We start from the raw sequence: 13,679 nt of genomic DNA on the forward strand, positions 1-13,679 counted from the left end.
TCCGTCGTATCTGCGCCAACAAACTACGCGGCGCTCGAAGCGCGTCCCACCGCCAACAAAGAGGCAGCCTGAAAGATAACGTGTATAATCGGCGCCAGTCTCAATGAAGGAGTGTTTCATGTCCGCTTTTACCCCGGCAAGTGAAGTCTTGCTGCGCCACAGTGATGATTTCGAGTCCGCCCGCGTTCTGTTTGCCGGTGACCTGCAGGATGACCTGCCCGCACGTCTGGACACGGCTGCCAGCCGCGCCCATACCCAGCAGTTCCACCACTGGCAGGTACTGAGCCGCCAGATGGGCGAAAATGCCCGCTATAGCCTGGTCGCAGAGGCTGGCGATGTCGCCGATTGCGATACGCTGATCTACTACTGGCCAAAGAATAAACCGGAAGCGCAGTTTCAGCTGATGAACCTGCTTTCGCTGCTGCCGACCGGTGTTGATATTTTCGTGGTTGGCGAGAACCGCAGCGGCGTACGCAGCGCCGAGCAGATGCTGGCGGAGTATGCGCCGCTGAGCAAAATCGACAGCGCGCGCCGCTGTGGGCTGTATCACGGTCGTCTGGAGAAACAGCCCGCGTTCGATCCCGAACAGTACTGGGGCGAGTATCCGCTGGAAAATTTGACGATTAAAACGCTTCCCGGCGTCTTCAGCCGCGACGGGCTGGATATTGGTAGCCAGCTGCTGCTTTCCACGCTCACCCCGCATACCAAAGGTAAAGTTCTGGACGTCGGCTGCGGCGCTGGCGTGCTGGCAACCGTACTGGCCAGCCACTCGCCTAAAGTTCGCTTAACGTTATGCGACGTCAGCGCGCCGGCAGTAGAAGCCAGCCGCGCTACGCTCGCCGCTAACGGCATCGAAGGGGAAGTGTTCGCCAGCAACGTCTTCTCTGAAGTGAACGGCCGCTTCGACATGATTATCTCCAACCCGCCTTTCCACGATGGTCTGCAGACCAGCCTGGAGGCCGCGCAAACCCTGATCCGCGGCGCAGTTCGTCATCTCAACAGCGGCGGAGAGCTACGCATTGTCGCCAACGCCTTCCTGCCCTATCCCAACGTGCTGGATGAGATCTTCGGCTTCCATGAAGTGATTGCCCAAACGGGCCGCTTTAAGGTCTACCGAACGGTGATGACCCGTCAGGCGAAGAAATAACCCCATTTTTCGGCGCCAGCAGCCGCTGGTCGCCGATGTTTCCCCTACCTGACCGCCCATTTTTGCAACAATCAATCCAACTGATACAATTAACTATTGACGAATAGCTGAAAACCACTAGAATGCGCCTCCGTGGTAACGATACTTTCATAGTGTCGATGGTATGCGAAGGTGGCGGAATTGGTAGACGCGCTAGCTTCAGGTGTTAGTGTCCTTACGGACGTGGGGGTTCAAGTCCCCCCCCTCGCACCATAATCCACATTGATATTGCTCGCACTGGGCGAAGGTGGCGGAATTGGTAGACGCGCTAGCTTCAGGTGTTAGTGTCCTTACGGACGTGGGGGTTCAAGTCCCCCCCCTCGCACCAACGAGGCGATATCAAAAATTAAGAATACTGTGCGAAGGTGGCGGAATTGGTAGACGCGCTAGCTTCAGGTGTTAGTGTCCTTACGGACGTGGGGGTTCAAGTCCCCCCCCTCGCACCAATATTCTTAACTCCTTCTGTTTTATCCCATCAGCTTTATATTCATTACAATCAGCATCATTCCACTGACTAACGCCACGCATGACGGCAGCAAAACAAAATGTCGTAGCTGACGGTGCCAAATCATGATCGCTGACATGAGCATTCCCAGCGCCACCAATGCGCGCCAGGCATCGACCGACAAATCGGCAAACCCGAGTGCGGCAATCAGTACGCCAGGGATCACCGCGCCCCATCCACTCCCTAAAGTTCGCTGCAACATGTTTTTGCCTCTAATAGCGATAATGATAACCAATATCATATGATAACTTTTATCATTTGTCATGTCAGGGAAACGGGAAGTCTTTATTCTTTACGTTTGCGGTAATGACATACATTCATGAAGGTGATAAATTAAGCAAAAGAAATTATATATTAAATAATCTGATTATTTCGTAAAAACCTTATTTTGCACACTGTTTTTTATTATTCACTTCAAACTAATATCACATTGAATTTTAACGATTAATAATGACAACTCCGACATGACTGCACAATCCTGGCGCTCCCATTACGAACAGAAATATCAGTATTCCTTACGGCTATTTTTACTGCTTAATTTAGTTTCATCCGTCTTATCCCTTGTCAGCCCGCTCTTTACCGTCATCACTTTTACATTACCCTGTTTTCTGATAGTTGCCTGCAGCACGGTCCTGCTGCTATGGCACTGTAAATTCTCTCAGCACAAAATAAATATTCCGATTATTTCTCTGATATTTGGCCTGCTTTGGGCATGGCACGTTGCGCTAAAAGCATTGATGATGGGTCCGCCGCATTTTAACTACCTGGTAATCGCCTTATTAAGCGTGTTATTTATTGGCACTATTGCTTTTTCCAGCAATATCATTGGCTTTACTTTGCACTCTTTACCAACCTACTTTACCTGCCTGATTCTGGGCGGCGGAGAACAGTGGTTGCGCATGTCCTGGTGCTTCTTGTTGCCTATTGCGGGCATCACCCTGCAAAGCTTAATTCAGAAACGCAGCGATATATTCACCCAGGGACTTATGGATAAGCTGCTGGAGGAACGTAATACCCTTAACGATCTCAGTATGTTGGATCCGCTTACCGGTTTGTATAACCGTCGGGGTTTGCAAAATCGTCTCGACACCGTCCTCTCTCTGGACAGCGCCGGACATTACGTCCTGCTGCTGGATATTGACCATTTTAAAGCCTACAACGACCACTATGGGCATATGATGGGCGACCAGGCATTGATTCAGGTTTCCGCCGCCATTCGTAACGCTGTGCGCTCACGCGATATCGTAGCCCGCTTTGGCGGCGAAGAGTTCATGGTGCTGTTGACCAGCAGCAGCGCAGAAAATGCTCTTCAGGCCGCAGAGCGGATTCGTCAGCGGGTCTATGATCTGAAAATCCCGCATATGTTTAACGAAAGCGTCGCGACCAATGTGACTATCAGTGTCGGTATGACGCCGCTGGTGGATGCTGATATTGACAGCGCCCTGAAACGGGCGGATAACGCGCTCTACGAAGCCAAAAATATGGGAAGAAACGTCATTCTCGCCAGCTAATCCTTTACCGCGCGGCAGAAGTCGCCGCGCGGACAAATCGCTTGCCAAGCCGGGACCACGGCATTAGTATCAGAAATCATTATCATTTAGATTTGTATCTGGCACTCGATGGCTTACCGTTCACTCGCATTCAACACTGAGATCATCTGGCGGGCACCGCTCCCTTCGGCTGACCGTGAACTGGCAAATTCAATACGCGACAAAATTACCGTGTTACGCCCCCATCTGCTGGATTTTCTCCGTCTGAATGAAGAAGCCCCTCCCCATGCGCTAACCCTGGCTGAATGGTCACAACCCTCGACGCTGAGTTCGTTCATCGCAACCTGGTCCGACCATATTTATCGTCACCAGCCCAGTCAACCCCGTGAGCAAAAACCGCTGCTGTCCCTCTGGGCGCAATGGTACATCGGTTTACTGGTGCCCCCTTTAATGTTGGCGCTGTTGAGCGAAGATCGCGCCATTAGCCTGGCACCGGAACATGTGCGCGTCGAGTTTCATGAGTCAGGCCGCGCCGCCTGTTTCTGGATAGATATTCATTCAGCAGGTACTTCCCCGACAGAGCCCGCGCAGTCCCGGATAGAAAAGCTGGTCATCACGGCTTTACAACCCGTCGTGCAGGCGCTTGAAGCCACCGGCGATATTAATGGCAAGCTTATCTGGAACAATACTGGCTACCTGATTAACTGGTATCTGGGAGAAATGAAAACGTTGCTGGGAGATGAAAAAGTGGCCGCTCTACGCCAGCACTGCTTCTTCGAAAAACAGCTATCCAACGGCGAAGATAACCCGCTGTGGCGAACCGTGGTTTTACGTGAAGGGCAGCTGGTGCGCCGCACCTGCTGCCAGCGCTATCGCCTGCCGGATGTGCAGCAGTGCGGGGACTGCACGCTGAAATGATCTTTTGATAACGTCAACGGGCGGCTATTTCAGCCGCCCGTTTGCTTTTATGCCGTCTGCTGGCTCTCTTCCGCGATGCGCTGCGCCTCTTCGGCCTCTTGCGCTAACAGCTGTTTCTCATAAACCTTGAAGAACGGGAAGTAGATAATCGCGGAAACGCACGCGAGGACAACCACCAGAATCGCCGCCCGAAAATCCCAACCCAGCGCCCATGCGCCGCCAATCGGTGCCGGGGCGGTCCACGGCACAACCGAAATCACCCGGCCAATGAGATCCATCTTCATGGCGGCCCAGGCCAGCACGGCATTGACCATCGGCGCCAGCAGGAAGGGAATAAAGAACACCGGGTTCATCACGATAGGCGTGCCAAAAATGACCGGCTCGTTGATGTTAAACAGGCTTGGCACCACGCTCAGGCGGCCAATTGACCGCAGATGCGCGGAGCGGCTACGCAGATAGCAGAACACAAGCCCCATCGTCGCTCCAGAACCGCCAATCACAATAAAGAATGTCCAGAACGCTTCCATAAAGATATGCGGCAGTGGAGCACCCTGCGCCAGAGCCTGTTGGTTCATGCCGAGGTTAGTGAGCCAGAACATCTGCAGCATGCCAGAAACAATAGCCGCACCGTGGATACCCGCAAACCACAGCAGGTGGCCCACCAGGACCGCCAGTAAAATTGCGGGCAGCGAGTCGGCTGCGGAAACCAGCGGTTTAAAGATAGCCATAATGGCCTGAGGGATCAGCATATCAAAATGATGCTGAATAAGCAGGCTCAGGGGATACAGCGTCAGGACGACAACCAGAACCGGGATCAGCAGGTCAAACGAGTTTTTGATCATCGGCGGCACCTGATCCGGCAGGCGAATACCAATATTATGCGCTTTCAGGAAACGCATCATTTCAACGCAATAGACCGCCACAAGAATCGCCGTAAATATCCCGGTTCCTCCCAGGCTATCTACCGGCAGGTTGCCGTTCGTTTTTGGCGCCGCCACCAGCAGGAAGGCCATAATCGACAGCATGGCGCACATAAAGGGGTCGAGCTGATTGATTTTTTCGTAATGCTTACCGAGGTTATAGGCGATCGCGGCGCAAATATAGATCGACATAATACCCATCGTCATATCGAACGGCGTCAGAATTCGCCCTTCAAACTCTTTTGCCAGATCCAGCCAGGCGCGGGCAAATCCCCATGTGGTATCCGGTGAAAACGGCGGATAAGCGAATACCAATAGAAAAGAGCCGACAATCATAAACGGCATGGCGGAGATAAAACCGTCGCGGATAGCCATCACGTGGCGCTGAGACGAGATGCGCCCGGCGACAGGGCTGATGTAATTTTCTACGAAGCGAAATATCAGATTAAATGCAGCATGGTTAGCAGACATAGCAGCCCTCCTGACAGGCTAGATGAACAGGCCCAACAACGATTATCTTGCCGCTGTGATGAATCCGCTTCTGCGAGTGAGCGACCAGATTTGATAGCCCGCAGGCTTTAGTGCTCAGGTACGTTCGATTCATCTTCGGCTCTTTTGTTATAGGTGACGCAGGGAAGTTACCTTGTCAGTATTCATGTCTCTATGAATAACCGCAACCGGTTACAGTAACCGGTTGCGGCGAATGTGAAGGAGATCCAGAAATTAGAAAGAATCTTGATTATCAACGAGAGATATTTACACTTTGCGAAGCTTGTGACAGATTTTTAACAAGCCTTAATCAGGAGATTCCAATGAGTCTGCAGTCCGTGCGGCAGTTTTTTGCTGACCACGCCCCCGATATCGAAATCATCGAACTTACTCAGAGCACGGCCACGGTAGCATTAGCCGCAGCGGCGCATAACGTTGAACCCGGGCAAATAGCCAAGACCCTGTCTTTAAAAATAAAAGACAGGGTTGTGCTCGTTGTCGCAAAAGGCGATGCGCGCCTGGATAATAAAAAACTAAAGGAAGCCTTCGGCGCCAAAGCGCGCATGCTCAGCAGCGATGAGGTCATTACGCTAACGGGACACCCTATTGGCGGCGTCTGCCCCTTTGGCCTGGAAGTTCCGCTGGCGGTGTACTGCGATATTTCACTGAGGCAGTACCCGGAAGTGCTGCCAGCAGCAGGATCAATTCATAGCGCCATTCGCATTTCACCCGAGCGGATGGCGCAGTTGACTGATGCTAAGTGGATTGACGTTTGTCTTTAATAGATCGTTGGCACTACTGAGCAAGGCGCATAACTCTGGCATCGTCATTATTCGCCGACAGGCGCATTAAAATGTCTGCCGCGCTCAGTAGTCCCATATCAGAACTGACGCCAAGCTTGGTCATGGCATTGAACTTATGGGCCCGAATCGTTTTAATATTTCTTTCCAGCTGTGTCGCTATTTCAGGTAAAGAGTAGCCATAAGACATATATCGTAGGATGGTATGCTCCGTTGGGCTCAAAATTTGGCCAGAAATGCTCTGCTTTTGACATACCGAGCCCTCATTGGTCTGATAGCTATGATCGAGAAGCTGAAGCAAATATTCCTGCAGCTGGATCCGACAGGCAGATTTATTCAGAATGCCGTGTAAGCGGGAGGGCGTCAGATGGCTAACCAAACGCATTTCCGCTTCATCATTCGCTAAGACAATTCTTTGCATTTCTGGGCAATAACGCGCGATCTCATGGAGAAAGAGCAAGCTTTCAAGACGGGACCTGCGATTACCTGAAAGTGAAAAAATAATCGCAGAAAAATCTTTAGACTGAAACTCTCGTTTTAATGCTTTAGTATCTTGAAAGAATTGAATACGATAATTCTTACCACTTTCATTAATTAAGATGTGGCGAAGAGCTACTTCCGTCATCGCACATTTCTCTACGATAGCGATATATCGTGTTGTGAAGTCTTTTTCCATTCCGTTTGATCTCCATAGGCTGAATAAATATTCAGCTCCTTCATTCCCTGTGCACTATTAATCCAGGCATACATCTCTGCATTACTACGTAGAGATAAGCGGCGCATAGCACTATTTTTCTGCGCACTTATGGTTTTATTGCTCTTCTTCAATAAAGCAGCAATTTGATTAATTCCCCATCCTTTTGCAAGAAGCCTCAATACTTTACGCTCGGAAAGAGTCAAAATGACCATTTTTTGCTGTTCTTCACCGATGCGTTCGACTTCAGGGGAGAACAACGTCTGGCTAATACGTTCGGCGGCAAGACCACCAGCGCGAACTACTTCGATAAGGCGTTTTACCGGTTCGCTGTCTGAAATTAACGTACTTTCAGGACGCATTAATAATTGAACGGCTAACGGAAAACAGGTGTTTCCTACCATAAAGACCCAGTGTATATCCCTGTATTGGGTCATTAAAGAGTAGTAGTGTTCACAAATGTTTCTAGGATGCTCTATTTCACCGGACAAGTCAGCGATAACCAGCACTGCGCGACGCAATTGCAGCAGGGTTAGCTCATCCTGAGAACGACAAAAATTCAATTCATAATCAGGGAGATGCTCCCCCACGATGGCCTTCAAACCGGACTGCATCACCGGTATTCTGCTGATAATAATGCCGAACTTACCCTGTCCTGGTAACATAAACCCTCCGCTTCCTGTCGAAGACTCACCGCCGGCGCAAAAACAATCGGATGAATAATTTAATAACCATCATAATTATTTTGCCAAAATGAATCTTTATCGTCCCTGGCGGGTACGCTATATCGTACCCTAAAACCAACTTATATTGTGAGGAGTAACATATTGCTGTTATCCATGCCAATGATTAACATTAACACAGGTGGTTGTCATCAATAAATTAGAAATGGTTAACATCGTCGTTAGATACGCTAACTTAAGATAAATTAAATAAAGATTTCTTTATTTAATTTTTTTCCTAAATGCTTTTGGGGATTCGCCGCTATAGCGACGAAAGAAACGAGAAAAATAGGCAGCATCATTAAACCCCAAGTAATCAGAAAGTTGCGCAATAGTCATGCTGGTATACAACAGGTTGCGACGCGCCTCAAGCATCACCCTTTGATGTAAAACTCCCAGCGCGCTGCAGCCATAAAATTCATGACACAAATAATTTAAATGGGTCGCGGACACACCCACCCGCCTGGCATATTCGGCTAAGGGCAGATGTTCGCGATAATGGCTTTCAATGAGACGAGAGAAATGGCGCATCACGCTACGCTTGCGTTCCGCTTTGTCCTCCGCTATCGGCTGTGGGCGATATTGCCGATTCAGCCAGACCAGCAGCGCTCCCAGCAGCGAATGCAGCATCATTTCACGCGCATCATACTCCTCACGGTACTCTTCTCGCAAAGCGGTAAACAGCGCCCGAATATGGCCCCGAGAGGCTTTTACCGGCACACACTGTGGCTGGCCGAGGAGATCCAACTGGCGGCCAAACTGATTCTCAACCCTCCTGAGCAGGGGTAATGCCAGGGATAAAACGTATCCTTCCGTGCCCGGCGAAAATCGAAATCCATGAATACAAAGCGCCGGAACAACCTGAATACAGGATTCCACCATCACGGTCGTTGTTCCTTCGATTTCAATTTCCGCCCGCCCTTTATGCAGGTACAACAGCTGCACCAGCTCAGCATGCTGATGCACGCGGATATGCCATTCATAAAGATGGCTGCGCTGGAGTATCGACTCACAGTGCAGAAGTTCGGGCGTTGGCCAGCCCTGCTCTTCGCCATACAGTTTGAAAACGGGAATGGTGCTCACTGCCTGCATCACGCCTCCGGATATTTTTGGTGTTACGCCACGCGCTCCATCGGCAGACCAACATAGTTTTCAGCGATAGTGGTTAAGCCGGCGCGTGATTGCAGATAATAACGACGATCCGCCGCCTGCATTTTTCTATCGAACTCGCTTTGCTGCGGAAAATCATGCAGCAGACGCGTCATAAACCAGCTGAAACGCTCCCCCTTCCACACCCGATCCAACGCCAAACGCGAGTAGCTGGCTAAGAGGTCAACGCGGCCATGGTGATAATACTCGCGCAGGATCCGCCATAAATAGTTCACGTCGGACGCTGCGAGATTCAACCCTTTTGCCCCGGTTGGCGGTACGATATGCGCCGCATCTCCCACCAGAAATAGCTTCCCGTACTGCATCGGCTCCACCACATAGCTGCGCAGCGGCGCGATGCTCTTCTCCAGTGAGTGACCCGTCACTAACTTGCCGGATAACTCATCAGGGAGACGCCGTTTAAGTTCATTCCAAAAGCGCTCATCAGACCAGGCCTCCACCTTTTCGCTAAGCGGTACCTGCAGATAATAGCGACTTCTGGTTAGTGAGCGCTGACTACACAGCACAAACCCGCGTTCGTGGTGAGCGTAAATAAGCTCCGGATTTACCGGCGGCGTGTCGGCCAGCAGTCCCAGCCAGCCAAACGGCCAGACGCTCTCGTACTCTTTCAGAACCCCTGCCGGAATACTCTGCCGGGACACGCCGTGAAAGCCGTCGCAACCGGCGATAAAGTCGCACTCCAGGAGGAGGTTTTCTCCGTTACAGGTAAAAGAGACCGATGGTCTATCGCTTTTGGCATCATTAATTGTGACGTCGCTAACCCCATAAATCGTCGGGGCGCCACATTCCGCCCGCGCCGCCATTAAATCCCGCGTCACCTCAGTCTGGCCGTATACCATCACGCTTTTGCCTTCCGTCAACTCCGTCAGCGCAACCGGTACGCGCTTGCCTTCAAACAGAAACTCGACCCCATGATGGATCAGGCCTTCAGCATCCATTCGCCGGGCCGCCCCGGCTTCGCGCAGCAGCTCTACCGTTCCGCTTTCCAGAATGCCCGCACGGATCCTCCCCAGCACATACTCGGGCGTCTGTCGCTCAAGTATCACCGTCTGAATCCCGGCGTTATGTAAGAGCTGCCCCAACAGGAGTCCGGACGGACCCGCGCCGATAATCGCCACTTGTGTTTTCATAGGATCGCCTCAGCAAGGTTAATTATTTGTTTGTTTTTTGTTTATTAAAAGTTTGAATTTGCATTTTTGATAAGTCTGCCGGGAAAAAGAAGGGAGAAAATGGCGCAAAAATTGTACTTTTCACCAATCTTGCGGAAGTGTGGCTGAGTTCAAATTTTCACAGAGCCCGCAGAGCGGGTGTTTTTTTACACATTGTTTGATCCTGACCGCTCAGAGAAAGCACGACTTCAGGTAAAAGTATCGCCAGACACTACGGCATCGGGCATCACGGACAGCAGGTATTTATGCAAGCAGATCGGGCAACCCAGCGCGCAATCACGCGCTTGTGCATTCAATGTGGTCTTTTCTTATTACAGCATGGCGCGGAAAGCGCGCTGGTTGAGGAGCTTTCAACTCGTCTGGGCCTGGCGTTGGGGATGGATAGCGTTGAAAGCGCCATCTCTTCCAATGCGATTGTGCTCACAACCATCAAAGATGGCGAATGCCTGACTTCAACGCGAAAAAACACCGATCGCGGCATCAACATGCACGTCGTCACGGAAGTTCAGCATATTGTGATTATGGCAGAGCATAAACTGCTGGATTATAAGGATGTCGAAAAACGATTCGCGCAAATTAAACCGCTGCGCTACCCACGCTGGCTACTGGTGTTAATGGTCGGCCTCTCCTGCGCCTGCTTTTGCAAACTTAACAACGGCGGCTGGGATGGCGCGCTGGTCACCTTCTGCGCCAGTACGATAGCCATGTATATTCGTCAGGTACTCACCCATCGCTCTATGCATCCGCAAATCAATTTCTGCCTCACCGCCTTCGTCGCAACGACCATCTCCGGACTGATGCTGCGCCTGCCCGCTTTCGCCAGCACGCCGACGATAGCGATGGCCGCCAGCGTACTGCTGCTGGTACCCGGCTTTCCGCTGATCAACGCCGTTGCCGACATGTTTAAAGGGCATATCAATACCGGCCTGGCGCGCTGGGCCATTGCCAGTCTGCTCACGCTCGCCACCTGTATTGGCGTGGTGATGGCGATGACGATGTGGGGGCTACGCGGATGGGCATAATTATGTATCTCTACGCGCTGGCGCAGGATATGGCTCTGGCAGCCATCCCCGCCGTTGGGTTCGCCATGGTATTCAACGTCCCACAGCGAGCGCTGCGCTGGTGCGCGCTGCTGGGGGCTATCGGCCACGGCTCGCGCATGGTCATGATGACGGCAGGTTTTAATATCGAGTGGGCAACGTTCATGGCCGCCCTGCTGGTTGGCAGCATTGGGATCCAGTGGTCCCGTTGGTATCTGGCGCACCCGAAGATTTTCACCGTAGCGGCGGTGATCCCGATGTTCCCCGGTATCTCTGCCTATACCGCGATGATTTCAGCGGTCAAAATCAGCCATTTCGGCTACTCGGAAGAGATGATGATTATGCTGCTGAGTAACTTTCTCAAGGCTTCATCCATCGTTGGCGCATTATCGATCGGTCTTTCTATCCCGGGGCTTTGGCTGTATCGCAAGCGTCCGCGCGTTTAATTCACCGCGCCGCCGGGTTACCTGCGGCGCTCCTTCCTGAGCGACCTCTATGCTACTATGTGTGCAGCTACCCCTCTCCTTTTAGTTGTTCAGAGTTGAGATTGATTTATGTCTTCACGAATATTAACTACCGATTTTAGCGGTCTGGATGACTTCATGCAGGATCACGCAGCGGTACTGGCAAAATCGGCCAGCGGCGCCGTCGCCGTATTTACCAACAATGCCCCCGCCTTCTATGCGCTGACGCCGGAGCGTCTGGCGCAGCTGCTGGAGCTGGAAGCCAAACTGGCGCGCCCCAATAGCGATATCGCCCTCGACGCGCAGTTTTTTGACGAGCCGACGGCGGTTCCCGTTGCAGTACCGATGGGCAAATTCCCGATGTACGCTGACTGGCAGCCGGATGCCGATTTTCAGCGTCTGGCTGCGCTGTGGGGCATCGCCCTAAGCCAGCCCGTTACGCCGGAAGAGCTGGCCGCATTTGTCGCCTACTGGCAGGCGGAAGGTAAAGTCTTTCATCATGTCCAGTGGCAGCAGAAGCTAGCACGCAGCGTACAGATTGGCCGGGCCAGCAACGGCGGCCAGCCGCGGCGTGACGTCAACGCGATTAGCGAACCCGAAAATCATATTCCACGAGGATTCCGCGGATGAGCATGAAAAATGTCGGCGATTTAATGAAGCGCCTGCAAAAGATGATGCCAGCCCATGTCGAACCCGCGTTTAAGACAGGTGAGGAGCTGCTGGCATGGCAAAAAGAACAGGGCAAGCTGCGGTCTGAAGCGCTGGAACGCGAAAACCGCGCCATGAAAATGCAGCGTACCTTTAACCGTTCCGGTATCCGACCGCTGCACCAGAACTGCTCGCTGGATAACTACCGGGTTGAGTGTGAAGGCCAGATGATTGCGCTTTCCCGAGCGCGCCAGTACGTCGAGGAGTTCGACGGCAATATCGCCAGCTTTATCTTTTCCGGCAAACCGGGCACCGGAAAAAACCACCTCGCCGCCGCTATCTGCAACGAACTGCTGCTGCGGGGCAAGTCGGTGTTGATTATTACCGTCGCCGATATCATGTCAGCGATGAAAGATACCTTCGGCAACCGGGAAACCAGCGAAGAGCAGCTTCTCACCGACCTGAGCAAAGTCGACCTGCTGGTGATTGACGAAATCGGGATGCAAACGGAATCACGCTACGAAAAGGTTATCATTAACCAGATCGTCGATCGTCGCTCTTCGTCAAAACGTCCCACCGGTATGCTGACTAACAGCACCATGGACGAGATGAACAAGCTTCTTGGCGAGCGCGTCATGGACCGCATGCGGCTGGGCAATAGCCTGTGGGTCAACTTCAACTGGGACAGCTACCGCGATCGCGTGACCGGCAAAGAGTATTAAGATATTTCTGAACACTGCCGGCGTTATAATCAGGACATTGTTCAGTCACGGCGAAGAGTATGTCTATGAAATCTGTAAAAACGTTATTCCGCACGGCGATGGTGGCCAGCGCTTTATTGACCTTCGGCGCTCACGCCACCTCCTGGCAGGACTCTCTCTCCAGCGCTGCGAACCAGCTCAGCAGCCAGAGCGGTAGCCAGCAAAGCGGCGGCATGTCCCTCTCTTCGCTGACCGGTTTGCTCAACGGCGGCAGTCAGTCGTTGACTTCCAGCAGCATGAATAATGCCGCCGGGATTATGTCTTATTGCGCGAAACAGAAACTGACGTCGGTAACCAATACCGAAAACATTAAAAACCAGGTTCTGGATAAGCTGGGTCTCAGCGCGCCGGAAAAACAAAAAGAAGATACCAATTATCTTGATGGCCTTCAGGGCTTGCTGAGTAGCAAAGACGGTCAGCAGCTGAATCTGAATAGCCTCGGCAGTAGCCCGCTGGCAGAAAAAGTGAAAACCAAAGCCTGCGACCTGGTATTAAAACAGGGCGTTAGCTTCCTCTCCTGATCCTGGCCGCATAATGCCGCGTTTGGCGCTTTACCCTGGCCAGCGCGGCCGCAACCTCTGTTTTTTAACATCTCTCCTTCTGAACCCCTGGCAGACAAGATGTGAAGCGGGTCAAAAATGGCGATTTCTAAACCAATTCTGAACCACAGCACAAATTCATGACGATACAATTGCGGCAATAT

At 51.9% G+C, this 13,679-nt stretch carries 15 protein-coding genes, 3 tRNA genes and 1 pseudogene; 13 read left to right on the top strand and 6 right to left on the bottom strand.

The features are described from left to right. Positions 1 to 118 precede the first annotated feature (118 nt). The 4 genes from rsmC (at position 119) to K7H21_RS24160 (ending at position 1,632) form a co-directional block, all read left to right on the top strand. Complete coding sequence (gene rsmC / locus K7H21_RS24145) at positions 119 to 1,147, top strand: 16S rRNA (guanine(1207)-N(2))-methyltransferase RsmC (RefSeq protein WP_049114002.1); 1,029 nt, start codon at positions 119 to 121, stop codon at positions 1,145 to 1,147. A gap of 165 nt (positions 1,148 to 1,312) precedes the next feature. Beyond that, positions 1,313 to 1,399, top strand: a tRNA-Leu gene (locus K7H21_RS24150). Between the two features lie 28 nt (positions 1,400 to 1,427). Beyond that, positions 1,428 to 1,514, top strand: a tRNA-Leu gene (locus K7H21_RS24155). Between the two features lie 31 nt (positions 1,515 to 1,545). Beyond that, positions 1,546 to 1,632, top strand: a tRNA-Leu gene (locus K7H21_RS24160). A gap of 21 nt (positions 1,633 to 1,653) precedes the next feature. On the opposite strand, the gene K7H21_RS24165 is transcribed toward K7H21_RS24160, so the two are convergent. Further along, complete coding sequence (locus K7H21_RS24165) at positions 1,654 to 1,893, bottom strand: DUF1435 domain-containing protein (protein WP_004128679.1); 240 nt, start codon at positions 1,891 to 1,893, stop codon at positions 1,654 to 1,656. Positions 1,894 to 1,997: 104 nt separating this feature from the next. On the opposite strand from K7H21_RS24165, the pseudogene K7H21_RS29425 reads away from it, so the two are divergent. The 3 genes and pseudogenes from K7H21_RS29425 to fhuF all read left to right on the top strand — a co-directional run. Continuing rightward, positions 1,998 to 2,063, top strand: a pseudogene (locus K7H21_RS29425) (hypothetical protein); the annotation flags it as partial. A gap of 92 nt (positions 2,064 to 2,155) precedes the next feature. Next, positions 2,156 to 3,202: a GGDEF domain-containing protein gene (locus tag K7H21_RS24170; RefSeq protein WP_223035411.1), complete on the top strand. Its 1,047-nt coding sequence runs from the start codon at positions 2,156 to 2,158 to the stop codon at positions 3,200 to 3,202. A gap of 108 nt (positions 3,203 to 3,310) precedes the next feature. After that, positions 3,311 to 4,099, top strand: coding sequence for a siderophore-iron reductase FhuF (gene fhuF / locus K7H21_RS24175; protein ID WP_004128675.1), 789 nt, complete (start codon positions 3,311 to 3,313; stop codon positions 4,097 to 4,099). 47 nt (positions 4,100 to 4,146) lie between these two features. On the opposite strand, the gene K7H21_RS24180 is transcribed toward fhuF, so the two are convergent. After that, complete coding sequence (locus K7H21_RS24180; RefSeq protein ID WP_142445038.1) at positions 4,147 to 5,490, bottom strand: PTS sugar transporter subunit IIC; 1,344 nt, start codon at positions 5,488 to 5,490, stop codon at positions 4,147 to 4,149. Between the two features lie 341 nt (positions 5,491 to 5,831). Between K7H21_RS24180 and K7H21_RS24185 the strand changes: the two genes are divergently transcribed. Next, the gene (locus K7H21_RS24185; protein ID WP_223035412.1) at positions 5,832 to 6,290 is read left to right on the top strand and encodes a YbaK/EbsC family protein; all 459 of its coding nucleotides are present in this window, start codon (positions 5,832 to 5,834) and stop codon (positions 6,288 to 6,290) included. A 13-nt stretch (positions 6,291 to 6,303) separates the two neighbouring features. On the opposite strand, the gene bglJ is transcribed toward K7H21_RS24185, so the two are convergent. The 4 genes from bglJ to pobA form a co-directional block, all read right to left on the bottom strand. Beyond that, a complete protein-coding gene (bglJ, locus tag K7H21_RS24190; RefSeq protein ID WP_004128669.1) occupies positions 6,304 to 6,984 on the bottom strand; it encodes a DNA-binding transcriptional activator BglJ in 681 nt (226 codons plus the stop codon). Further along, positions 6,945 to 7,667, bottom strand: a complete 723-nt coding sequence (locus tag K7H21_RS24195; RefSeq protein ID WP_087828597.1) for a helix-turn-helix transcriptional regulator — start codon at positions 7,665 to 7,667, stop codon at positions 6,945 to 6,947. Before K7H21_RS24195 ends, bglJ begins: the two co-directional genes overlap by 40 nt. Positions 7,668 to 7,946: 279 nt before the next feature. Beyond that, positions 7,947 to 8,816, bottom strand: a complete 870-nt coding sequence (locus K7H21_RS24200) for a helix-turn-helix domain-containing protein (RefSeq protein WP_004128665.1) — start codon at positions 8,814 to 8,816, stop codon at positions 7,947 to 7,949. 23 nt (positions 8,817 to 8,839) lie between these two features. Further along, positions 8,840 to 10,024 (bottom strand): 4-hydroxybenzoate 3-monooxygenase, encoded by a 1,185-nt coding sequence (pobA, locus tag K7H21_RS24205; protein WP_004128662.1) that lies wholly within the window; start codon positions 10,022 to 10,024, stop codon positions 8,840 to 8,842. A 284-nt stretch (positions 10,025 to 10,308) separates the two neighbouring features. Here pobA and K7H21_RS24210 point away from each other — a divergent pair, with 284 nt between their 5' ends. The 5 genes from K7H21_RS24210 to K7H21_RS24230 all read left to right on the top strand — a co-directional run bounded on the left by K7H21_RS24210 (position 10,309) and on the right by K7H21_RS24230 (position 13,497). Next, positions 10,309 to 11,085: a threonine/serine exporter family protein gene (locus tag K7H21_RS24210; RefSeq protein ID WP_004128660.1), complete on the top strand. Its 777-nt coding sequence runs from the start codon at positions 10,309 to 10,311 to the stop codon at positions 11,083 to 11,085. Then, positions 11,076 to 11,549: a threonine/serine exporter gene (locus K7H21_RS24215; protein ID WP_004134228.1), complete on the top strand. Its 474-nt coding sequence runs from the start codon at positions 11,076 to 11,078 to the stop codon at positions 11,547 to 11,549. Before K7H21_RS24210 ends, K7H21_RS24215 begins: the two co-directional genes overlap by 10 nt. A 108-nt stretch (positions 11,550 to 11,657) precedes the next feature. Then, positions 11,658 to 12,197: a primosomal protein DnaT gene (dnaT, locus tag K7H21_RS24220; protein ID WP_142445036.1), complete on the top strand. Its 540-nt coding sequence runs from the start codon at positions 11,658 to 11,660 to the stop codon at positions 12,195 to 12,197. A gap of 2 nt (positions 12,198 to 12,199) precedes the next feature. Further along, positions 12,200 to 12,937, top strand: coding sequence for a DNA replication protein DnaC (gene dnaC / locus K7H21_RS24225; RefSeq protein WP_014227813.1), 738 nt, complete (start codon positions 12,200 to 12,202; stop codon positions 12,935 to 12,937). Positions 12,938 to 13,002: 65 nt separating this feature from the next. After that, entirely contained in the window at positions 13,003 to 13,497 is a 495-nt protein-coding gene (locus tag K7H21_RS24230) for a YjjA family protein (RefSeq protein WP_004128652.1), read from the top strand. Positions 13,498 to 13,679 lie beyond the last annotated feature (182 nt).

The sequence above is a fragment of the Klebsiella sp. CTHL.F3a genome (assembly GCF_019890895.1).
Classification (GTDB): Bacteria; Pseudomonadota; Gammaproteobacteria; order Enterobacterales; family Enterobacteriaceae; genus Klebsiella; species Klebsiella grimontii.